The organism is Nostoc sp. FACHB-888 (genome assembly GCF_014696655.1).
GTDB lineage: Bacteria > Cyanobacteriota > Cyanobacteriia > Cyanobacteriales > Nostocaceae > Nostoc.
This window is the reverse complement of the sequence record NZ_JACJQM010000031.1, coordinates 1-22,532: the sequence shown is the minus strand read 5'-3', so window position 1 is coordinate 22,532 and position 22,532 is coordinate 1. Positions and strand designations below refer to the sequence as shown.

21 protein-coding genes are annotated in these 22,532 nt (G+C 39.7%); 3 read left to right on the top strand and 18 right to left on the bottom strand.

From position 1 onward, the window contains the following. Positions 1-192 precede the first annotated feature (192 nt). The 17 genes from hypB to H6G26_RS19510 all read right to left on the bottom strand — a co-directional run bounded on the left by hypB (position 193) and on the right by H6G26_RS19510 (position 18,538). The gene (hypB, locus tag H6G26_RS19590) at positions 193-1,008 is read right to left on the bottom strand and encodes a hydrogenase nickel incorporation protein HypB (RefSeq protein WP_190730847.1); all 816 of its coding nucleotides are present in this window, start codon (positions 1,006-1,008) and stop codon (positions 193-195) included. A 2-nt stretch (positions 1,009-1,010) separates the two neighbouring features. Then, positions 1,011-1,340 carry a hydrogenase maturation nickel metallochaperone HypA gene (hypA, locus tag H6G26_RS19585; protein ID WP_190730846.1) on the bottom strand — a complete coding sequence of 110 codons (330 nt, stop codon included), beginning with the start codon at positions 1,338-1,340 and terminating at the stop codon, positions 1,011-1,013. A 20-nt stretch (positions 1,341-1,360) separates the two neighbouring features. After that, on the bottom strand, positions 1,361-2,464 hold the full coding sequence (gene hypE / locus H6G26_RS19580; RefSeq protein WP_190730845.1) for a hydrogenase expression/formation protein HypE: 1,104 nt from the start codon (positions 2,462-2,464) through the stop codon (positions 1,361-1,363). 71 nt (positions 2,465-2,535) lie between these two features. After that, positions 2,536-3,714: a hydrogenase formation protein HypD gene (gene hypD / locus H6G26_RS19575; protein ID WP_190730844.1), complete on the bottom strand. Its 1,179-nt coding sequence runs from the start codon at positions 3,712-3,714 to the stop codon at positions 2,536-2,538. A gap of 189 nt (positions 3,715-3,903) precedes the next feature. Then, positions 3,904-4,164 carry a HypC/HybG/HupF family hydrogenase formation chaperone gene (locus H6G26_RS19570; RefSeq protein ID WP_190730843.1) on the bottom strand — a complete coding sequence of 87 codons (261 nt, stop codon included), beginning with the start codon at positions 4,162-4,164 and terminating at the stop codon, positions 3,904-3,906. Between the two features lie 82 nt (positions 4,165-4,246). Beyond that, positions 4,247-6,595 (bottom strand): carbamoyltransferase HypF, encoded by a 2,349-nt coding sequence (gene hypF, locus H6G26_RS19565; RefSeq protein ID WP_190730842.1) that lies wholly within the window; start codon positions 6,593-6,595, stop codon positions 4,247-4,249. Then, entirely contained in the window at positions 6,585-7,802 is a 1,218-nt protein-coding gene (locus H6G26_RS19560; RefSeq protein WP_190730841.1) for a hypothetical protein, read from the bottom strand. Before H6G26_RS19560 ends, hypF begins: the two co-directional genes overlap by 11 nt. A 520-nt stretch (positions 7,803-8,322) precedes the next feature. Continuing rightward, the gene (locus H6G26_RS19555) at positions 8,323-9,168 is read right to left on the bottom strand and encodes a NifU family protein (protein WP_190730840.1); all 846 of its coding nucleotides are present in this window, start codon (positions 9,166-9,168) and stop codon (positions 8,323-8,325) included. Positions 9,169-9,217: 49 nt separating this feature from the next. After that, positions 9,218-9,442 carry a hypothetical protein gene (locus H6G26_RS19550; RefSeq protein WP_190730839.1) on the bottom strand — a complete coding sequence of 75 codons (225 nt, stop codon included), beginning with the start codon at positions 9,440-9,442 and terminating at the stop codon, positions 9,218-9,220. 8 nt (positions 9,443-9,450) lie between these two features. Next, positions 9,451-9,717: a hypothetical protein gene (locus H6G26_RS19545; RefSeq protein ID WP_190730838.1), complete on the bottom strand. Its 267-nt coding sequence runs from the start codon at positions 9,715-9,717 to the stop codon at positions 9,451-9,453. Positions 9,718-9,781: 64 nt separating this feature from the next. Next, the gene (locus H6G26_RS19540) at positions 9,782-10,756 is read right to left on the bottom strand and encodes a hypothetical protein (protein ID WP_190730837.1); all 975 of its coding nucleotides are present in this window, start codon (positions 10,754-10,756) and stop codon (positions 9,782-9,784) included. A 1,378-nt stretch (positions 10,757-12,134) separates the two neighbouring features. Continuing rightward, entirely contained in the window at positions 12,135-12,353 is a 219-nt protein-coding gene (locus H6G26_RS19535; protein WP_190730836.1) for a hypothetical protein, read from the bottom strand. A 54-nt stretch (positions 12,354-12,407) separates the two neighbouring features. Then, the gene (locus H6G26_RS19530; protein ID WP_190730835.1) at positions 12,408-13,595 is read right to left on the bottom strand and encodes an acyl-CoA dehydrogenase family protein; all 1,188 of its coding nucleotides are present in this window, start codon (positions 13,593-13,595) and stop codon (positions 12,408-12,410) included. 291 nt (positions 13,596-13,886) lie between these two features. Then, the gene (locus tag H6G26_RS19525) at positions 13,887-14,834 is read right to left on the bottom strand and encodes a D-2-hydroxyacid dehydrogenase (RefSeq protein ID WP_190730834.1); all 948 of its coding nucleotides are present in this window, start codon (positions 14,832-14,834) and stop codon (positions 13,887-13,889) included. 155 nt (positions 14,835-14,989) lie between these two features. Then, the gene (locus H6G26_RS19520) at positions 14,990-15,319 is read right to left on the bottom strand and encodes a 4Fe-4S binding protein (RefSeq protein WP_190730833.1); all 330 of its coding nucleotides are present in this window, start codon (positions 15,317-15,319) and stop codon (positions 14,990-14,992) included. A 40-nt stretch (positions 15,320-15,359) separates the two neighbouring features. Continuing rightward, positions 15,360-16,991, bottom strand: coding sequence for an FAD-binding protein (locus H6G26_RS19515; protein WP_190730832.1), 1,632 nt, complete (start codon positions 16,989-16,991; stop codon positions 15,360-15,362). Positions 16,992-17,497: 506 nt separating this feature from the next. Beyond that, positions 17,498-18,538, bottom strand: coding sequence for an NADP(H)-dependent aldo-keto reductase (locus H6G26_RS19510; RefSeq protein WP_190730898.1), 1,041 nt, complete (start codon positions 18,536-18,538; stop codon positions 17,498-17,500). A gap of 552 nt (positions 18,539-19,090) precedes the next feature. Here H6G26_RS19510 and H6G26_RS19505 point away from each other — a divergent pair. The 3 genes from H6G26_RS19505 to H6G26_RS44285 all read left to right on the top strand — a co-directional run bounded on the left by H6G26_RS19505 (position 19,091) and on the right by H6G26_RS44285 (position 21,926). Then, positions 19,091-20,764: an iron uptake porin gene (locus H6G26_RS19505; RefSeq protein ID WP_190730831.1), complete on the top strand. Its 1,674-nt coding sequence runs from the start codon at positions 19,091-19,093 to the stop codon at positions 20,762-20,764. A 180-nt stretch (positions 20,765-20,944) separates the two neighbouring features. Then, on the top strand, positions 20,945-21,565 hold the full coding sequence (locus H6G26_RS44290; protein WP_347242481.1) for an aliphatic sulfonate ABC transporter substrate-binding protein: 621 nt from the start codon (positions 20,945-20,947) through the stop codon (positions 21,563-21,565). After that, positions 21,549-21,926, top strand: a complete 378-nt coding sequence (locus H6G26_RS44285; RefSeq protein ID WP_347242480.1) for a hypothetical protein — start codon at positions 21,549-21,551, stop codon at positions 21,924-21,926. Before H6G26_RS44290 ends, H6G26_RS44285 begins: the two co-directional genes overlap by 17 nt. 260 nt (positions 21,927-22,186) lie before the next feature. Here H6G26_RS44285 and H6G26_RS19495 read toward each other — a convergent pair whose 3' ends face one another. Further along, on the bottom strand, positions 22,187-22,408 hold the full coding sequence (locus tag H6G26_RS19495; protein WP_242053803.1) for a hypothetical protein: 222 nt from the start codon (positions 22,406-22,408) through the stop codon (positions 22,187-22,189). Positions 22,409-22,532: the final 124 nt, after the last annotated feature.

The window sequence follows — 22,532 nt, the reverse complement described above, 5'->3', positions numbered from 1 at the left end:
AATAGAAACTGGGAATCACGCAAAATATAGCTGTCTTCCACCCTGTACTCCTAAAGTGCAGGGTGTTGCAATTTTTATCCAAGCTATTTCTCCAAATAGCACCACTTTTCATCAACCTGCAGAGGGATTATCGGTGACTTAATTTTGTGATGATAGGTTTGAATTTAAAGGCAGAGGGACGCAAAGTTTTTGCTATGACGATACAGTTAGCCACGCATACCAATTTTCTAACCCAGCACCAGTGGTTGCAGAAACCTGAAAAATCTGAATTTTGGAATTTACTTTTTTAGCATATTCTATGCACTTTTGAACATCAAATTGTACGTAAGGGAGCAAATCGATTTTCGTGAGAATCATTATGTCACTAGCACGGAACATGTGCGGATATTTTAGCGGCTTATCTTCTCCCTCCGTGACGGAGAGAATCACGACTTTTGCCTGTTCTCCTAAATCAAATAAAGCTGGACAAACTAAATTTCCGACATTTTCAATCATCACAACTGAATTCAGTGGCGGATTCAGTTGTTGTAAACCTCTGTCTATCATTGATGCATCTAAATGACAGCCTGTTCCGGTATTTATTTGGATGACTTTAGAACCAGTTTCTTTAATCTTTTTGGCATCATTAGCAGTTTCTTGGTCGCCTTCAATGACACTAATAGATAATTGATGCTTTAAATCATTGATTGTTCGCGTCAAAAGAGTTGTTTTACCAGCACCGGGAGAACTCATTAAATTTAAGGCTAGAATATTTCGACCTTTAAACCATCCCCGATTTTGAGCAGCTATCAAGTTATTTTTTGCCAAAATATCCTGTTCTAAGGATATTGTTGTATTGTGTATTTTGGCATGAATTTGAGGTGCTTCTATATGAGTGTTATGACTGTGGGAATGATTGATAACAGTCCCATCTGGTAAAGTGTGAGTATGATTATATTCAGCTTCATCTGTTTCTAAATTTGTAATTTTGACTTCGCCATCATCAGAACAACCACAGGTTACACACATAATTACTCAATTTCTATTTCTTTAATTTTAAGTTCTTCACCAGTAATTAAATCTAATTGCACGCTACCGCAATTACAAATTCCAAATAGTTTATCTAAATAAACTTCTGCACCACATTGGCGACATCGCCCTAATCCGGGAATTTCTAAAATTTCTAATGTCGCCCCTTCTAAAACTGTACCTTGAGTGCAAATATCAAAACAAAATCGGATAGCTTCGGGCATAATAGCTGAAAGTTTGCCAATTTCTAATAAAACTTGCAGCACTTTTGCGCCTTTGGCATTTTCAGTCACAATTGCCACTATATTTTGAGTAATCCCAAGCTCGTGCATACTATAAAATCTATTAAATATTAACAAATTCGTGGCAATTGGTCGCCTACCAGCATATCAACAATTCTTTCAGCACCAAAAGCTGTTTTTAATAATACGATACCTGGCGGAGAAGGAATAACTTCGCCAATAATACAAGCATCTTTACCTGCTGGGTGTAATTTCATAGCTGATAAAACAGTTTCAGCATTCTTTTTTGGAACCACTACAACTAACTTACCTTCATTCGCTAAATACAACGGGTCTAAACCGAGAATTTCGCAAACTCCGTTGACTTCTTCACGCACTGGAATAAATTCTTCGTATAAACGAATTCCCACATTTGAACTAAGGGCAAATTCATTTAAGACTGTCGCTAAACCACCGCGTGTAGCATCTCGCATAGCATGAACTTGGGGACATACATGGAGAATAGTTTCTACTAAACTATGTAACGGCTGACAATCACTTTCAATATTAGTGTCTAAGGCTAATTCCCCACGGGCAATTAAAATTGCTGTCCCATGATTGCCTATTTCACCATTAATTATTATTGCATCTCCAGGTTTAATATTGTGAGCAGAAATACTAACTCCTCGCGGGATAATACCAATACCAGCAGTATTAATAAAGAGTTTATCGGCAGCACCACGATGTACAACTTTTGTGTCACCAGTGACAATTTGAATACCCGCTTTTTCTGCGGCTGTTTTCATACTGTTTGCAACACGGCGCAAGGTTTCTACAGGTAATCCTTCTTCTAAAATTACGCTACAAGTTAGATATAAAGGTTTAGCACCACTGACAACTAAATCATTAACTGTGCCGTTTATAGCTAATTCTCCTATATCACTTCCGGGAAAAAATAAAGGGTCTACAACATAAGAATCTGTTGTAAATGCGAGTCTGTCTCCTTGTTGGAGGAGAGGGGCTAAATTGAGGCTAGCTTGGTCTTCTAGTTGTGAGAGAATTGGGTTATCAAAATTGCTGACAAAGATATCATCTATCAAATCGCGCATGGCTTTACCACCACTGCCATGTGCGAGAGTTATATGAGTGTCTTGCACTTTAGCTTGGCGACGGCGGACTTGTTCTATTTTTTGGAAAAGGGGATTTTGTATTGGGTTTGTGGGGGGGAAATTCATATTAAATTTTTTTTAAACGCAAAGGGACGCAGAGGGAAGCGCAGAGGTACGCAGAGTATTTATGAGATGTATTAGTCTGAGGAGAAGCCGCAGGCGGGGAGAGGTTCTTGAGTTATTTTTGGTTTTTGGGCGATTGTACTTTTGGCAATGGTGGAGAGTCGTCCATATTTGTAATAGGCTGCACAAGCGCCTTCGGAAGATACCATGCAAGTACCGATTGGTGTTTCTGGTGTGCAAGCTGTACCGAATACTTTGCACTCCCAAGGCTTTAAGACTCCTTTGAGAATTTCTCCACATTTACAAGCTTTATGGTCGGCTACTTTGAGGTTAGGAATGGTAAATTTAAGTTCGGCATCAAATTGGGCATATTCAGGTTGAATTTTTAATCCTGAATAGGGGATGTCACCTAAGCCACGCCAATCAAAACTATCTCGGATGGCGAAAACTTTATTTATGGCTTGCAGGGCTACTGTGTTACCACTTTTTTGGACAATTCGGTTATATTGGTTTTCGACTTCGCAACGATTTTCTACTAGCTGTTGCAACAGCATCCAAATTGATTGGAGAATATCTAAGGGTTCAAATCCTGAGACAACAATTGGCTTATTATATTGTTGGGAAATAAATTCATAAGGGTCAGTGCCAATTACCATGCTGACATGGCCAGGGCCAACAAATCCATCTAGTTGTAAGTCGGGATTATCTAATAGTGCTTTCAGGGCGGGAATCACGAGGACGTGATTGGAAAACATACTAAAGTTATCAATTTTTTCGGCTGCTGCTTGCAGAATGGTGAAGGCGGTGCTGGGGGCTGTGGTTTCAAAGCCTAATGCGAAGAAGACTACTTGTTTGTCGGGGTTATCTCTGGCAATTTGCAGGCTATCTAGGGGAGAGTACACCATACGGATGTCTGCACCTTGTGCCCTGGCTTGCAATAAAGTTGTTTTGGAACCGGGAACTCGCATTGCGTCGCCAAAGGTGGCAAAAATGACGTTATGATTTTGAGAGATTGCGATCGCATCATCTAATCTGCCTTTTGGCATAACGCATACTGGACAGCCAGGCCCGTGAATTAGTTCAATGGCTTGGGGTAAAATTTCTTCGATACCGTATTTAAATATGGAATGGGTATGCCCGCCGCATACTTCCATGATTTTGATGGGTTTTTCTAGCTGGTTGCATAATTTGGCGATTTCGCGGCGTATGGCTTCAGCTTTTTGAGGTTCGCGGAATTCGTCAACATATTTCATAAGGATTGAGAAATAGTTTTTGGATATCAATTAATTTCGCTTTCTTTACGGGGTATTTTTTAACAAACCGCATACTCCTACGGAGAAGCAAGCTACGCGCAGCGTCTCGTAGAGAAGGGCGCAAATAAAAAAAGAAAGGAATTAAACTCTTTGTCTGCACCTCTACGTAAAACAAGAAAAGTCTATTATTTAAGTACTAATTCCTGCTTGTGCTGCTGCTAATTCTTGGAATAGCTGTAATGTTTCCGCCGCTTCTTGTTCGTTAATTCGATTCATGGCAAAGCCAACATGAACTAATACCCAATCACCAATACAAGCTTCGAGGGGATGTTGTTCATCAACGATACAAGCAATATTTACTTCGCGCTTAACACCACCAATGTTAACTAGGGCTAATTTATGGTTAACGTTGGTAATTTCTATAATTTGTCCGGGGATTCCTAAACACATTTTTTTATTCTTTAAGATAAAGTAACCGCAGAGGCGCGGAGAACACAGAGAGAATCATTTGTGACAGAAAGCTTGTAAAATATCAAGACTCATGTATTAATTGTGCACCTGCAATAACTGCTTGTCCTAAAGATAAACCGCCGTCATTAGCTGGAACTAAGCTGTGAGTAAGTACTTTTATTCCCAATGTTTCTAATCCTTTGGTAACTTGCTGTAACAATATACAATTTTGAAATACTCCTCCGGTTAGCGTTACCTGAGAAATCAGATTTTCTTGGTAAAGATGCTTAACCATTTCCACGATGGCATTAGCTAAACCTTTGTGAAATTTGGCAGCTATAATTGGTTCTGGAATCTGCTGCTGTAAGTCATTGAGCAGGGCTTGCCACATTGGACACGGGTCTATACAATAAATACTATCTAAAAAGCTAAACTTAAAAGGATAGATTAGCGTTTCTTCATCATTATTTAAGCTGCTAACATCTACTATAGCTTCCATTGCGATCGCAGCTTGTCCTTCATAGCTACATTCATCTCTATAAATACCGATAGCCGCCGCCACTGCATCGAACAGCCGTCCCACTGAGGAAGCTAGAGGAGAGTTAATTTTTTTCTCCATAAGTTGATTCAGTAGTTTTAGTGGCTTATTTTTCAGAAATTTTACGATTTCTAAATCAGCGTACTGGTGTTGGCAATCATCCCAAAGGTTAGCAGATATTAATTGGGCGTAGGTATTACGCCAAGGTTGATAAATTGCTTGTTCACCACCAATCATTGCCACTGGTTTAAATGTTGCTAGTCGCTGAAATTTACGATAATCTGCTAAAAGAAATTCTCCGCCCCAGAGTGTATTATCATCACCGTAACCTAAACCATCTAAAGCAATCCCTAATACCGGAGGCGCATCTAAAGGAATCCCATTTTCTACCATGCAAGCGGCGATATGAGCGTGATGATGTTGAACTGGGTAAATTTTGATTTGATTTGTATCCGCAAATTCTTTACCAAGTTTGCTTGAGAGATATTCAGGATGTTTATCAATAGCGATTACTTCTGGCTGATGCTCAAAAAAATTTAAATATAAATTTAAATTTTCTTGATAAGCGTTGAAAGCCGCGGCATTTTCTAAATCTCCTAGATGTTGAGAAAGAATAGCTTCTCCTTCACGCAACAGGCAAAAGGTATTTTTTAACTCACTACCCATTGCTAAAATTTGCGATATATTATGAAATCCTAATGGTAAACTAATTGCTGCTGGCGCATATCCTCTGGCACGGCGAATTATTTGAACTTTATCGCCGATAACACGCACAACTGAATCATCTACACGATTAATAATCTCTCGATTGTGAAAAAGAAAATAATCAGCAATTGTCTCTAATTTATCTCTTGCTTCGTCGTTATCAATACATTGTGGTTCATCAGCAAGATTACCACTTGTTAAAACAATTGGGCGATTCATCCGCCGGAGAATTAAATGATGTAAAGGCGTATAAGGTAGCATGAAGCCAAGGGTATTTTGCCCTACTGCTATCGATGGTGCTACTACTTTTTTACCTGTCGCTTGTAATAAAACAATTGGTGCAGCAGAACTTGCCAGTAATTCCTTTTCTTTGGCATTGACAGTACAATATTGTTCAATTATCTCAATATCTCGTACCATTAAAGCAAATGGTTTGTGATAGCGCCTTTTGCGCTGATGCAGTTTTTGTACAACGGTTTCCTGTGTTGCATCGCAAGCTAAATGAATACCACCTAAGCCCTTAATTGCGACAATCTCGCCTTTTTGCAATAAAGTACAAACGGCATCCACATCATCCAGCATGGAAAACATGGAAGCAGTAACCGATTTCCCATCGGCGCGTTCTAACCAAGCTGAAGGGCCGCAAGCATGACAAGCTACAGGTTGGGCGTGAAAACGGCGGTTTTCAACATCATGGTATTCCTTTGCACATTCGGGACATATAGCAAACGCAGACATACTGGTATTGCATCTGTCGTAAGGAATGGCACGAATAATGCTCAGGCGAGGACCGCAATGAGTACAGTTAGTAAATGGATAACGATAAAAGCGGCTAAAAGGGTCGAATATTTCTTTTTGACACTGGCGACAAGTGGCTGCATCAGGAGTAATTTCTGTTTTAATGGCATTACTGACACTAGTAGAAATCACAAAATTATCAAATTGTAATTCACTTTTATAACTAATTCTTGTTAATTCATTGATTCTTGCTAACGGTGGACATTCGGTTTGCAATCTGGCAACAAATTTGGTGATTGCTTCTTCACTACCAGATACCCTGATTAATACACCTTGTCCGTCATTACAAACATCTCCACCCAAACCGCAAGCTTTAGCAAGACGATATACAGTAGGGCGAAATCCTACTCCTTGAACAGTACCACGAACTCTAATTTCTTCAGTCGGCATAGTTAAACTGCCACAGCAAAATTCGGTTATTTCCAGAATCAGCAATTACTGCCGTATTGCCACAAATTTTTATCCCGTAACACCAATTTAAGCTGTCTCGTTTTGGCAATCCGAAATTACGATTTTCACCTTTACTTTGAAAATTTATTTGTCCTGCCAACCCATCTGCCATTACACCTTGCAGTGATAAAATTGATTCTGGCTTTCTCCATCCTAACAAACGAGAATTAGCAGTATCTGCAACTACTAACCAATCGCCAGCCACCGCCACACCATAAGGCATACTTAAACTACCAGCACTAGGGTAATAAACTCCTTGATTCATTTCCACAAAATCAAAGCTTTTTTGTCCTAAAACCACTGCACAAGGAGTATTATTTTCTGTTGGCATTCCCTGCCAAATCATCACTCGGTGATTACCTGCATCGCTGACAACCAAATTCTCTCCCCAAAAGGCGATGTCGTGACACCAACGCATACTCGCTGCGGTTGGAGAATCACCGCCGTTTTCATTACGAGATATCATATCCGGTTGTCCCAGAACTAAATCAGCAGGTTGACCATTTTCTGTTGGTAAGTGATGCCAAATTAATAGCCTTCGATTCCCAGTGTCAGCAATAAATAGCCGTCCTTGATGGTAGAAAACACCATAAGGCCAGTGCATTGTACTAGCAGATGCTGCTTGATTTCCTCGATTTGGTTCATTATCGGTAAAATTAACTTGGCCTAATACCAAATCTGCTGGAACATTGTTATCTTCTGGTAAGCTTTTCCAAATCAAAACCCGATGATTCCAAGCATCGGCTACAGCTAACCCTTCGCCGCAAGCACAAATCCCTGTTGGTACACTTACAGTTGCCCTTCCCGGTGTATTTTTAGCATTTTGTCCTTCATGGTAAAAATCGGGTTGTCCAATTACCCAATCAGCTGATTGACTATCTCTTGTGGGTAAATTTTGCCATCCTAATAATCGATGATGTCCGGTATCTGATACCCATAAAGGGCCAGTTTCTGATAACAAACAAGCGCCACGAGGCCCAAACATTGTTGTGGCATTGGGTGCTACAGGTATAACTAATTGTTCTGGTTCAATAATGTTACCTAAAATTACCTCTGCACCTTGAGGTGATAAAGGTAAATATTGAGGATTTTCTGTTACTTCTAGCGGTAATTGTGATATGGAATTAATTATGATTGGGATATCCATGAACCGCAGATAGAGGCTGATAATTATTTAAAAACATTAATGTTGATTAGCATGTAACAACAGTAACGGTTTTGCATTATGCTTTTTTCAAATTCAGTTAAAACCTCTAATCAGTTTCTGTATTAATCAAGCTTAAAAAAATCAAGATAGCCTTTAGTAACTTTTGCTACATAGCGAATCTTTTGCATGAGTGCGCGATGTACTGAAATGAGAAAGCAAACTGGGGTTTGAGTAAGTAAAAGCTGATTTTGCTTGCGGAAAACACCAAAATGAGTAAGCAAACTGGGGTTTGAATAAGTCAAATGACCTTTTGAGAAAGTAATATGCCTTTTTACTTTCTCAAAACACTAAAATCAATACCTGAATTACACAAATGAGAATTAATTTAAAGATATTGAGAAAGCATTCAGGCATTTTGCTTGCACAAAATACTAAAATTAATGCGCGAACTACTGAAATCAAAAAGCAAAGTAGCTGTGATTGACTAATCGTCAAGTATATTTGCTGTCTTACCTTTGCATCATTTTTGCAGTTTCACAAAAACCTTATCGCCTTTAATCTTAACTGGATACGACTGAAGCGAAATATCAGGCGCAGTTAAGCATTCACCTGTCTCTAATTTGTACTGGAATCCGTGAGAAGGGCAGCTAATAATACCATTTTCAACTTTACCCTTTTCTAAGGGAGATCCTAGATGAGCGCAACCATTACGATAGCATTTTACTGTAGCACCTTGACGATGTAAAATTAGTGAAGTACCAGCAAGTTGTACTACCACTACACTAAATTCGGGAACTTCATCAAGGGTCGCTACTTTCATCCAAGTACAAGTTATTTTTGCAGAGAATGGACTGATTAAACTAGAATTAGCGTTGTTAACAGTAGAACTGTTATTGACTGCCACTACTTTGCTAATTTCGGGACAATGGTTTTTTATTGCTTGTTCTACTCCCTGAGATAAAGTTAAAGTAGAAGTCGGACAACTGCTGCAAGTTCCAATTAATTTAACTTCTACTGTATCTGGTGGTTTAATTGCCACTAATTCTACATCACCGTTATGGCTTTTTAAAGCTGGGCGAACTTCTTCAAGTGCTGTCTGAATGCGCTGTGAAAGTGGAGGTTTTGGTGGTTTGACTAATTCGTGATACAGTAGCACTGCATACACTACTTCATCTGCAACTGCATGGCGCAAAGCTGGCATTGATTCTTCTTTCAAGCTTTTAATCAAACTAGTTAATGCAGCTTTATGCAAAGCTTCAATTGCTCTTTTTAGACCCACCGCTACACACCGTTGGCTTTCATCCCACTCGGATATAATTGCCTCAAAACGATTAATTTCCTGAACTAATTCTTCAAGGTTTGTCATTGGTCATTTGTCATTTGTCATTTGTCATTGTTTATTCATCAATGACCAATCACTTCATCTTGAAATCTTTGAGGAGAAATGGCATAATCATGCCCGTCACTAAGCTAGATAATATTATTGGTAAGTAGAAAGGAATCGGGGCTTGTGCAAGTAGTACTAGCAGTAAAAAACCTATAGCAATACCGATAGTAGTTTGCTTGACAAAATACACTGGGTCGCGTATTAGCTTTCCTTTAAAAAATAACTTAGCAGAAAACCAACCTATTTCTAACATGTTATCTCCTAATAATTTGTCAATAAATTTAAGACAGTAAGCCCTAAGAGGATGGCGGGAATTACACCCGCAGGGGCAAATAATGCACCTAGCATTGCTGAAAACTGATAGCCTATATCTCTCCCAGCTAATAGCATTCCACCAATTGCACCGCCAACCATAGATAAGGCGGTGGCGATGATTAACCATACAAATTCTGTTGCTATGTTCAAGTCACCATCTGCTAAACTTGTGAGAAAACTTATTAGATTTGGCGTTGTTAAAATATCTCTCATGCTGTTTTGTCCTGATTGTTAGGAATTAGGGGAGTAGGGAGATGAGGGAGAAAGTATAACTAACCTATTCCTTATTCCCTATTTCTGCTTCTACATCTTGTAGGGCTTGGATTACTACTTCTGCTTGTGAAATTTGTTGGTATTCCGTAAATATTTTTAAAGCATCTTGATAGTAAGCACGCGCTTGCAAAAGATTGTTAGGATTACCAGCTTCAGGTTTTTCTTGGTTGTCTGGTAAGTTGAATAGGGCGTTGGCTTTGTTTGAAATTGTGTTAGCGTACTCTAAAGGTGTATCTTTAGGATTACGCACTTTTAGCGCTTCGTCATAAGCTGCGATCGCACGTAAGTTATTCTCTACAGGATGAGAACTTACTAAATATTGCAAAGCGTTACCTAAATTGTTTTGCAACATCGCATATTCTCTAGGATGCTCAATCAAATTAATGTGCTTTAGTGCCACCTCAAATGATTGCACAGCTAACCCTTGACGCAAGTATTCTCGTTCCGATGCTAAGGGCATAGAAAGGTAAGCGATCGCAATATTGTTATACAAAATCGCGTATTCTTGGGGGTAATCTTCCCAAGTAAACACCCGCAACGCCTCATGATAAGCCTGGATGCTGTCGGTTATCCGCGCCAAATTGAATGGCACTAGCGACTGTAACACCAGCCCAAAATTCATCTGCGTTTCTGCCACTTCCTCTGGCGTTGCTAATTGTTGTAAAATCGGTAATGCCTCTTCATAACCGACTTTCGCTTGCATCAGCAGTTGGTAATCAGCATCCGGTATTGCCTGTAACGTCCCTGCCATCCCAACTTGGGCCCTGGCTTTTAATAAGGGATACTCTTCACCACACATTTCATAGGCCCGGTAATATAACCCAACTGCATTTCGCAAGTCTTGGGCAGCTTTGGGCTTTTTTTGAAAACCCTGTGCTATCTCGATCAGCATCTGGATTTTTTCTTCTGCTGAGGCTGACTCTGAAGCAACAGCTGCTAACGCAGCCTTCACTGCTGAATCTGTAATGCTGGGGGTCATAACTCTGCCGTACTCTAGCCAATTGGGAATTGAGTCAACGCCCACGAATGATTAAGACACGCTTTAGGTGTCTAATCACGGGCCATACTGATTTACGCAGGCTTCGAGTCCTTTAGGCGGAATTCCCCTTGTTTGTCTGAGACTAGGGCTAAGAATAGAGAACAAGAGATAGTTCATAAACTTTATCCCCTGTAACTTATTTCTTTCCTTATACCCCATGCCTAAGAATTGAGTGAATCAATTTGTTTACTATAAAACACTCTATTTCTAAAATTCTAGGGTGAAATTGCCAATATTAATGTCAGCTTTAAACACCTTACTTTTTTCTAATATGTTTTGTATCATGACCTAACACAACGAAGTTATTCTATATTTATCTGAGAACAGATTATATATTTAATACCTAACTTAGTTATCAAAATATAACTATCCCTCTGATCTTAAAAAAATTATTTACCATTTACTTTTTTTTTGGTTAGCAGCAATATTTTCTAATTTGCAAGGATTTCAACTTGAAAATATTAGACCTGCCTTGAAAATAGGGACTGGGGAAGAAATATTTTCATTCCTTCGCTGCGCTCGCGTAGCGTGCGCTTTGCGCTCACCGTGGTCATGGAGTCTCTTGCATAAATCAAAAATAATAACCCCACTCCACCAAAGCTACATTTTATCTCTCACCACCGAAAGCAGTGAATGCTTAGGGGTTGTGTGTTAGAAACTTTCGCAAGAGTACATTAGCCTATTCATATCTAAAAATCGGGGATCTAACTTTCCAGAGATAATTGATTAGTGCTATCTAAAATTAGGGTGTTTAGTTTATTATTAAATTTTTTACAAAGTCTGTTATTGATACAACCTTTTAGGTAATCTTAATTAGATTTTAATTCTTGTTAATGATTAATTTTTATTTAACAATAGATAATTTCATAAAAAGTATATTAATATTAATAAATAAATATTGATAAATACGTGAGGTTCCACAAGCACTATTTCCTAAATCACGTATGGTAAACAATACAAAAACATCTAGCCGATGACTAACGTACTATGGCTACAAGGTGGTGCTTGTTCTGGCAACACCATGTCATTTCTGTAGCCGCTATAGAATAAAAGTCAAATCTAAGGAACGGCGTGAAATTAAGCAAGGAATAAGGAAAAGGCTCAATAATTCAACTTTAAATTAGAACAACCCCATTTACAGCAATTTCTTCAAAATAAACAAATCCCAGTTTCATAAGAGAAATCGTCTGTATTGTAGTGAATATGCTACCTATAAATTAGGTGGGTATTGCTAAAAGGGGATGGGATAACATGCAAGACTGTTAACTGTTAACCGTCAACGGGGTGTCTCTCATCCCATCTTTAAAAAGAATGGGTGCTATACAGAATTGGTATCAGGCTCAAAATAATTCGTAGTTTTTGAATTATTCTGTTTTGGGTTCAGAGTAGATATATTGTGTTCTTCTAACTCCCAAATATCTTTTCTTTCTTGTTCTTGATCGACTAATAGCCGAAGATAATATGGTAGTTTACATGGTTGCCTAATTAACCAAGGCTCTCCATCTAATAATTCTCTTTCAATTTTTCCATCAAACATCTGTTTTGCCTCTAGATAAAATGCAGAAATTAGATAATTTCTAATTTCACATTTTTAAGTTTTAGTTTTTAATGCTGACTTGCCTAGAGAGAGACAAACTACATCATCTTGTGGTGTATGAATGCGACTACACAGCACATCTCGATAATGTCTTTCTAAAGGATTTTTTTTAGATAATCCCGGATTACCAATTAGTTTGAGTCCTATTTCTACAGCACGAATAGCGTTATTTGTAGCTAGATATTTTACTGTTTGTGCTTGTAAAGCAACTTTAGTGTCATATTCACCTTGATCAATGTCGTCCGCTAGGCTGTAGATTAATCGTTGATTAGCGTACAGTAAGGCTTCAATTTCACCAATAGCTGTTTGAAAGTTGGGCAAAGTTGCTAAACTAGTACCTAAGTTAGTAGGCGATCGCTTATTCAAATACTCAACTAACCAATCTCGTGCGGCTGTGGCTACTCCTTGATATAACGCACTTAACCATAAACTACCACTTGCAAGTTTCAGGGGGTCTGGTACTAACACAGCTTTAACAGGATGAATATCCAAAGCGTATTCTTGGGGAATCAAGACATTTTCTAAAATCAGGTCGTGGCTACCTGTAGCCCTCATCCCTAAATGATCCCAAGTTTCCTCAATCTTCACACCAGGAAGGTCGCGCGGCACAAGAAAACTGCCTACTCTTGGTTCTTTCTCATCTGTGCGTGCCCAAACGACAAAATAACTTAAGATAGGACTGCCTGTAGTATATTGTTTATGGCCGGTTACCAGCCAACCATTTTCTGTTTGCTGGGCAATAGTTGCAGGTAATCCCCCTCTGGCGGGTGTACCTAATTCTGGTTCTACACGAGCCGCATTGAGTAAAGCAATACCTGTGACTGACTCCCGACACAAGCGCTCATAAACTGCGGGATGCCAACGACGAGTCCGGGCGGCATTACTATGTTGTAAATAGTGCATGGTCAACACTAAAGCCGTGGAAGCATCACCACTAGCTATCTTTTCAATTACTCTACAGATAGTCTTATAACTTACGTCTTGACCACCGAATTCTTGGGGAATGGTGAGACTTAACAGCTGTGCTTGGTGGAGAGCTTGAAAATTCTCGAACGGAAAAGAACCGTTGCGATCGTGGATGGCTGCACGTGTGGCAAAATCAGCCGCTAGCGACGCGACAAGCTCAAATAAATCAGGAGAACATGGTGCTGTGGTAAGTTCTAAAACAGGTGATTGTGACATTTGACTCTCAATTCTAAAGATAGTTCAAGACTATCAACAAACCATTGGTCTGTTTCTAAGGGTTCGGGAATAGTTGTGTGAAACATAATATTGTAGGTGGTTTAAGCCACTGTTTCTATTTGTTGTTCTCGTCGCTGTACTTCTTTTTTTACCAAGGGAATCACATCTCGACCATAGGCGATCGCAGAATCACCACGAATAGAAAACTCATAAACAGAGTTGTCAATAAAAAGCTACTGATTTTTTTGATCTGGACTGAGATAAAGGAATCATCGCAATAGTCCAAATGAATTAATAACCTGCTGTTTGATCTACAATGTTACGTAAAGGTTGACCTTGGCGATAACGTGTTAAATTATCCAAGAACAAAGCCAGCGATCGCTCTTTAGTTCTAGGAGAATGAGCAGAACAGTGGGGTGTAATAAAAAGGTTGGGTAATAACCACAATGGGCTTTCTGCTGGTAGTGGTTCTGTAAATACAGTATCTAAAGCAGCCCCGGCAATTTTACCTGCTTGTAATGCTTTTGTAAGTGCAGATTCATCCACAATTGCCCCACGAGCAATGTTAATTAAATAAGCATGAGAACGCATTAATTGGAATACTTCGTCATCAATCATACCCTTGGTTTCCCATGTCAATGGTGTAGCAACTACAACATAATCAGCTTCGCTTAGTAATGGTTTCCACTCATTAGCACCCACCACTTTTTCAAAGTTAGGTAATGGTTGTGGGTGACGGCGACTGCCCAAGATACGCATCCCGAAAGCTTTTGCGCGGACAGCAATTTCTTGTCCGATTTCACCAGCACCGATAATTAATAAAGTTTTATCTAACAATTCTTCAATTTGAAAACCTCTTTGCCAGCGGTGTTGAGTATGCAGTTTTTGTAACCTTGGTAGTTGTTTGGCATAGGACAACATATAGCCAATCACAAACTCGGCAATAGGGATAGCATGAACTCCCGCCCCATTAGTCAAAATAAGATTACGTTCAATATATTTTGGTGTAATAATGTGATTTACACCCGCATTTGGTGCATGATGCCAACGCAATTGCGGTGCAGAAGCGAGAATTCGTTGTAAAGTTGTCGGCTTGAGGAGAAACCAGCTATAGTAAACTTCGGCATCTGTAGCATCACCATCTAAGTTGCCTTCGCTATCCGCACGTACAACTACTACATCATCTGGTAATTTTGGTTCTAGTTCAGCCGCCACGTCTATTGGGATAATGAGTTTCATCGTTGATAACTCCCTTAATTATTTTTGTACTTACGGACATCCAAAAATTAAATTACTTAATTTCTGCGTCCAATACGACTGGTTTTTTCTCCCCCAGAACTAGAAAATTAAAATATAGAGACACGATATTACGCATCTCTATCAAAGTTGCTAGATTATTTCATCTGTTTGAGAATTTGGGCAGTCGAATCTTGTTTAGCTGTAGTAGTGCGATCGCCTCCCCAGCCAATATTTTCGCGGTAACTTCCCAAAAATCCCGCTTTTTTAAGTGACTCTTCGTCTATCTCCGCCAGGGGTTCAACTTCGGGGGCAACATATAACGCATCAACTGGACAGTACAATTCGCACATAAAACAAGTTTGACAGTCGCTTTGTCTGGCAATGGTAGGCGGCGCATCAGGTACTTTATCAAACACATTAGTCGGGCAAACCTTGACGCAGATATTACATTCAATGCACCGCGACTCACTGACTAATTCAATCATGGCAATTTTAGATTTGGGATTTTAGATTGAAGATAAGAGATCAAGAAGATGCTATTGCCAGTTCTTTCTCACTCTTCAGCCCTTCCGGTATCACCCAAACTTGATCTAAACCGCCACTAATTAAATGATGTTGCTGTTTTTGATCTAATTCTGGGTAATCCAAATGCCTATGCATTCCCCGCGTTTCTTTACGTTCCAAGGCACTGCTATACATCCATCGGGCTGTAGCTACCATTGCGGCGGCTTCCCTAGTACGGAGAATATTGTGATTATCTGCTGCTTGACTGGTACGTATTTCTCGCCAGAGAGAATTTAATCTCTGCAATGAAGCTGTCAACCCTTCTTGAGTGCGGAAATAATTGCGATCGTAGGGGAATACTTCTGCTTGAGTAGCTTGGATAACTTCTGCACTATTAATTTGGCGTTGACTACCAGATGTAAATCCTACCCCACCCACAGCTTCAACTTGGCGTTGGTTCGCTTGCTTTCCTAAATCAAGAGAGTAGGTAGCTGCATACTGTCCCGCCCAGTATCCTGAAGACAACGCCCAAGCAGCATTGTGACTACCACCACCTGTAAATCCGCCACAAATCAATTCTCTTGTGGCTGCATCTCCAGCTGCATAAAGTCCAGGTACAGAAGTAGCACAAGTATAATCATTAATCTGAATCCCACCCGTACCACGCACAGTCCCTTCTAAACGTAAAGTTACAGGAAAGCGCTGTGTAAAGGGATCAATGCCAGCACGATCAAAAGGTAAGAAGAAGTTGGGTTGTGCTAAACGCATATTCACCCGCATCTCTTCTGTGGCTTTGTCGATGATGGCGTAAACTGGCTGTGTTAATAAAGTTTGAGCAATTACAGAACGCCCCCTTTGTGAACCTGCATTTGGGATTGGCGTACCATCTTCGTATGTGAAGGTTGCCCAATTGTAAAATAAAGTTTTGGTGACGGATGAAAAAGCGGGTGCGATGCCGTAGGCGTTGGAAAACTCCATCCCCGACAATTCGGCACCCGCTTCGACTGCCATTAAGTATCCATCCCCGGTCAATACATTGCAACCCAGTGCTTTGCTTAAAAAAGCACAGCCCCCGGTGGCAATGATTACAGTATGCGATCGCACAACCCATTTTGTACCAGTTTGACGGTTAACTCCCGTCGCTCCTGCTACTGCACCTTCTGCATCTACTAATAACTGCAAAGCCGGACTGTGGTCTAAAATTTTCACCCCTGCCCGTTTAATTTGCTTCCGCATCAGGCGCATATATTCTGGGCCTTGGAGACTACGCCGATAGGGTCTACCCTCGTCATCTACAGGAAAAGGATAACCCCACTCAGCAAGTAGGTTGACGTTCGCAAAAGTCTGATCCAGCACTCGTTGCATCCAATCCCGGCTGGATAAAAAACCTCCTAATGCTTCCCGACTGGCCATTGCTGTTTCCCGACTATCAGGATCTGGTGGTATATACCACACACCATTACCTGATGCTGCTGCACAACCACTCGTACCACAATAGCCCTTATCGACCAAAACCACTCGCGCACCAGCAGAAGCTGCACTCCAAGCAGCCCAAGTACCTGCTGGGCCACCACCAATCACCAGCACATCACCAAGCAAGGTCTGGTCAAAATCGTTGTCAGATGAATTCCTAGAATACAGGTTATTACTCATCAAATCCCTCGCTGCAATATCAATGCTTGCATGAACATAAAAACCTTTGTGACAAGACAGTTACAATACTTACTGCTAAACGCAAACTTGAACGTTAGATGCAATAAACCAACAACCAAACCAAATAGCTTGTTCAGCTAAAGTCATCAGTATGTTGGCTTCTCAAATACTATTTCTACTAATTGTCGATCGATTTAGTGTATTTTATATAAAGAAAGCTTTGCATACTTTTTCTAAAAAATCAAGAAGACATATAAAATTCTTAGAAAACTAAGGCAATTTCCGTCAATAAATCTACCGCCACCGTTGGTTTCGACACTTCTCTACCAGAGGCTGCGCCCGAAGCGTAGCTATGCCGCAGGCTTTACGACAGGCTACTTCGACTGCGCTCAGTTAACTAAAAAATCGATAGTTGAGCGTACCCCTCCGGGGAAGCAAGCTACGCGTAGCGTCTCCAAGAGTTGTCGAAACTCGTCAACCTGAGTATATTCTTTGTGAGAAATCACCTAAGGTGCAGGATTAGGATAACGCGTGTGAACTGCATCTAATTCTGCTAAAATCTCTGGGTCAAGAATTACATTCACACTATCAATGTTTTCTTGTAATTGTTCCAGTGTTGTAGCACCGATAATGGTACTGCTGACAAACCAACGACTCTCTACAAAAGCCAAAGCTAATTGAGCAGGTTTTAAATTATGTTTCTTAGCAATTTCTACATAAGCTGCTACAGCTTCATTCACATTTGGTTTGAGATAGCGTTGTCCAAAACCCGAAAATAAAGTGATTCTTGTATCTTCTTTTGGTCTACCTTGTACATACTTCCCAGATAATAAACCAAATCCTAAAGGGCTATAAGCTAACAAACCAACATTAGTATGACGGGAAACTTCTGCTAAAGCCGAATCAAATATCCGATTGAGTAAATTGTAAGCATTTTGAATCGAAACAACTTTGGGTAATCCTAATTGTTGCGCCACACGTACAAATTCACTAACTCCCCAAGGAGTCTCGTTACTCAAACCTACATAGCGAATTTTTCCAGCTTTGATAACATCTGCAAATACTTCTAATTGTTCAGAGATGGGAACAGTTTCTCTTTCAAATTCAGGATTATACGCTGTCTGCCCAAAAGTGGGAACATAACGATCAGGCCAATGAATCTGATACAAATCTATATAATCTGTTTTTAATCGGTGAAGACTATCATCAAATGCCTGCTTAATATTATCACGGTCAATTTTGATATTTCCCCCCCGTAGCCATTTAAAAGGACGACCGGGCCCAGCAATTTTGGTGGCAACTATCAAGTTTTCACGCTGTTGCTTTTGTAGCCATTCCCCAATATAAGCTTCCGTTGTACCTTGAGTTTCAGCACGTGGTGGTACTGGGTACATTTCGGCAGCATCAATGAAATTCACTCCTTCAGAAACAGCATAGTCTAGTTGCTGATGCGCTTCTTCAAGAGTATTTTGATGTCCATAAGTCATAGTTCCCAGACAAATTTCGGAAACCTTTAGGTCACTTTCACCAAGTTGCTTGTATTTCATATCTTTGAATAATTGATCTGCATTAGCTATGATAAAAATCTTAAAATACTGTAATTCTACCGATTGGTCGTAGTTACTATCTAAAGTATACACGTTACCAGATATCGTTGAGCAGGGCAACTATATTTATTAATTTTAAATCTTAAATAATTGCAGTGAGAAACACCCATTTACTAAAGTTTTTATGAAATGCTACTATCTTGTAAAATCTAAAGCTCGTTAATTCGACCGATTTGCCGTATATTAATCTCAATAGCAGTTCTGGATAATTTGACTACAGATGAAACGCTTTGTGGGGGCAAAGCAAAGTTCTTTTGTGTCAACTTCAGGCTGCGATTTGGAAAAATCTCACGTTAAAGACTTTTTTTGGGATAGATTACCTCATCTGTGCTTTAGCCTGCACGTTGTGCGCTTTTCATCATACCCAATAATTAAAAATCCCCGAGTATCTTTGCTACGTTAGCCTGTAGCACAAGATAGCTTTCTGACGTAACTGGACTAATAGGGAATTACAAAAGATTTTGTACTAGACCGAATTGTGTGTTTATCAAGATGAAAAAAACTCTTTGGAATTTATTACTGACTTTGCCAATCTTTGCGGTGTTGTTAATCTTAACCTCAAGTATCAAAACTCTTGCCAATCAAGAAAGGACATTATTACCATTAAGTAAAGTTGATACATCTGAGTCAGCAGAATTAATCAACATTAACCCTAAACTTGTCCAAGCTACCCCACAACCAGTTAACCAATCTTCTGTAACATCAGTATCTGAACTTTCTGATGTACAGCCGACAGACTGGGCCTTTCAAGCATTGCAATCTTTGGTGGAACGGTACGGTTGTATTGTTGGCTACCCTGACAGCACATATCGCAAAAATCGTGCTTTGACTCGCTACGAATTTGCGGCTGGGTTAAATGCTTGCTTAGGACAAATTAGACAATTGATTGCATCGTCTACAGCTGAACTATCTAGTAAAGAAGATTTGGCGACTCTTGAACGATTAACAGAGCAATTTCGGGCTGAATTGGTTAGTTTAAGGGGAAAAATCGATAATTTAGAAGTCAGAACAGCAAAGGTAGAAGCAGAACAATTTTCCACAACTACTAAATTAATCGGTAATGCGGTTTTTGTGGTGGCCGATACCTTTGGTAACAGGGCAAATAATACTCCCGCAGATGATACCAGTGATAACACTAACACTTTTTTCTCTTACCGTTCCCAACTGTCCTTGCAAACTAGCTTTACAGGTAGAGATCAATTAGTCACGTCTTTACAAGCCATGAATATTCCTAACTTGGCTGCAACTACGGGTACTCACATGACTCGTTTTACCTTGGATGCTGGGAAGTTTGAAGATGATGAAGTGTATTTATCAGCTTTATACTATACCTTTCCTGTAGGTGACAAAGCTACAGTTTGGATAGGGACGAGAACACTCAATTTTCCAGTTTATGTCCCTACCTTAAACCCCATCAATGGTAGTGCTTTACAAGGTGGTTTTTCTCGGTTTGGAGCATTCAACCCGACTGTATATCGCCCTGGCTTTGATGGTGCTGGTGCAGCTATAGCCTATAAATTTAGTAATCAATTGCAACTACACGCGGCTTATATTTCTGATGATACTCAGGCAAACAGTCCTGATAGTGGACTTTTTGACAGTTCCTTTGCTGCGATCGCACAGCTTACTTTTACACCCAGTAACCAGTTTAATTTAGGTCTGACTTACACCCGCAAATATTTTACAGCTAACTCTGGTTTGAATCTTACCGGTGGCACAGGTAGCGCTTTTGCCAGAAATCCATTTTTACAAAATGCCACCACATCTGATAACTATGGCTTGCAATTTAACTGGAGAGTAAATCCTCGATTTCATGTTGGTGGTTGGTTTGGTTATACTCTGGCTAATCAAGAAGGCGATGATAATAGTAATGCCACTATTATCAATAGTGCTTTGAATTTATCTTTCCCAGATTTATTTAAAGAAGGGAATGTTGGTGGTATTACTCTAGGGATACCACCAAAGGTAACAAGTAATAACTTTCAGGTAGCTGGACAAAATCGTGAAGACCCGGATACATCTTTACACATCGAAACTTTTTATCGTTTCCGTGTAAATGACAACATTAGTATCACACCAATCTTTTATTTGATTACCAAACCAGAACATAATGACGCTAATGACTCGATTTGGGTAGGTGTTCTCCGCACCAGTTTGGCATTTTAGCCGTAGGGGAAGTGAATTTTTTTGTAATCAAAATACGGTAAATTGATCGATTTAATGTAGAATTTGGTTAGTTCAGGATAAATTTTGGTGCTTCATCTCATGATCCAGCGTTTAATAGTCCATTTTAAAAAATGGAAGTTTCGTATATCTGTCGTATCTATCCCATTGGTTGGGGCTTTTATGATTGGCTTATGCCTCAGTTTATTATTTGCTGCCTGTACAGCCAATAATGGCAGCAATACTACTGCTGTATCTGTTAATAACCCAACTGCAAGCAAAGCATCAGTAATTAGAATCGGCTATCAAAAATCGGCAATTCTCCTTAAAAGTAAAGGGCTTTTAGAGAAACGCTTACAACCTGAAGGTGTATCTGTAGAATGGATTGAATTTCCTGCGGGGCCACAGCTTTTAGAAGCTATGAATGTTGGCAGTATAGACTTCGGAAACGTAGGAGAATCACCGCCAATTTTTGCCCAAGCAGCAGGTGCAGCGATTACCTATGTTGCTGGAATTTCCCCTAGTCCGGCTGGTTCAGCAATACTTGTACCTAAAGATTCCGGCATCAAAAGAGTCAATGATTTGAAAGGTAAAAAAATTGCTTTTCAAAAAGGCTCTAGCGCTCATTATATGCTAGTGCAAATTTTAGAAAAATGTGGGTTGCAGTATAGTGATATTGAACCTACATATTTAACACCAGCCGATGCTCGTGCTGCTTTTGTCAGAGGTAGTATTGATGCTTGGGCAATTTGGGACCCCTTCTATGCAGCAGCCGAACAATCTGTCAATGCGCAAATTAATTGATGGCACAGGAATTAATAAACAAGGAGGATATTACCTTGCCAGCCAGAATTTTGCTGCTCAGCAAACAGAGATTATTAAGGCAGTATTAGAAGGAATTCAAAAATTAGAAACATGGTCTACTCAGAATCGAGAAGAAGTAGCAGCTACTCTTTCTCCTATTTTGGGGATTGATTTAGAAACCATGCGAAAAAGTACAAACAGAAGAATTTTTGGCATTACACCAATCACTCAAGAGCTAATTACTCTACAACAGGAAGTTGCTAATAAGTTCTACAAACTGAATTTAATTCCCAAACAAATCGATGTCAGAGAAGCAATGCTTACACCTGAGCAATATGCAGCTTTTTCACCAAAAATTTAAGAATTTGTAACACTCTACAGGAAGTCGGACATACCAGTAAATTTTGTTTTTTTTCAAGCGATCGCTTGAAAAAATTTTATAATTTCCAGTGATTGGACAGAACACTTTTCCAAGAGAGTGGCATTTGCTGAATCTTAATCAGGAAGACATAAGTTGCGAGAAATTCTACACAACTTAGGCTTCGATTTGCACTAAAGTATTTAGTTGGAAAGTACTAGCAGATTTTATCAAGAAAGGCAGGAGATAGAGGGCAGCTTTTGCTATTTTTGGCTAATTGTTCTCGGAGTAATAGCTCCATATTGTTCAGATGTTAATACGGCTGCTTGAATATTCACAGGTTTAGGCAGCACTCCGTTTTGATAAAAATAATCGGCAACTCTTTGTTGATCCCTGATTAACTGAGGAGAAATAGCTCTTAATCCGTAGCTACGACGACTAAGTACCAAGTCCATGACTTGTGGATCTAATTTTTGATGAGGCATAATTAAGGCTGCTGTCTCTTTGGGATGCTGTTGGCGAAATATTCCTTAACATTATTGGCAAAGGAAGCACGATGTCTGGAAGATGTTAAATTTTGCCTTAGAAATAGCTTTTTGGGTGATTTAG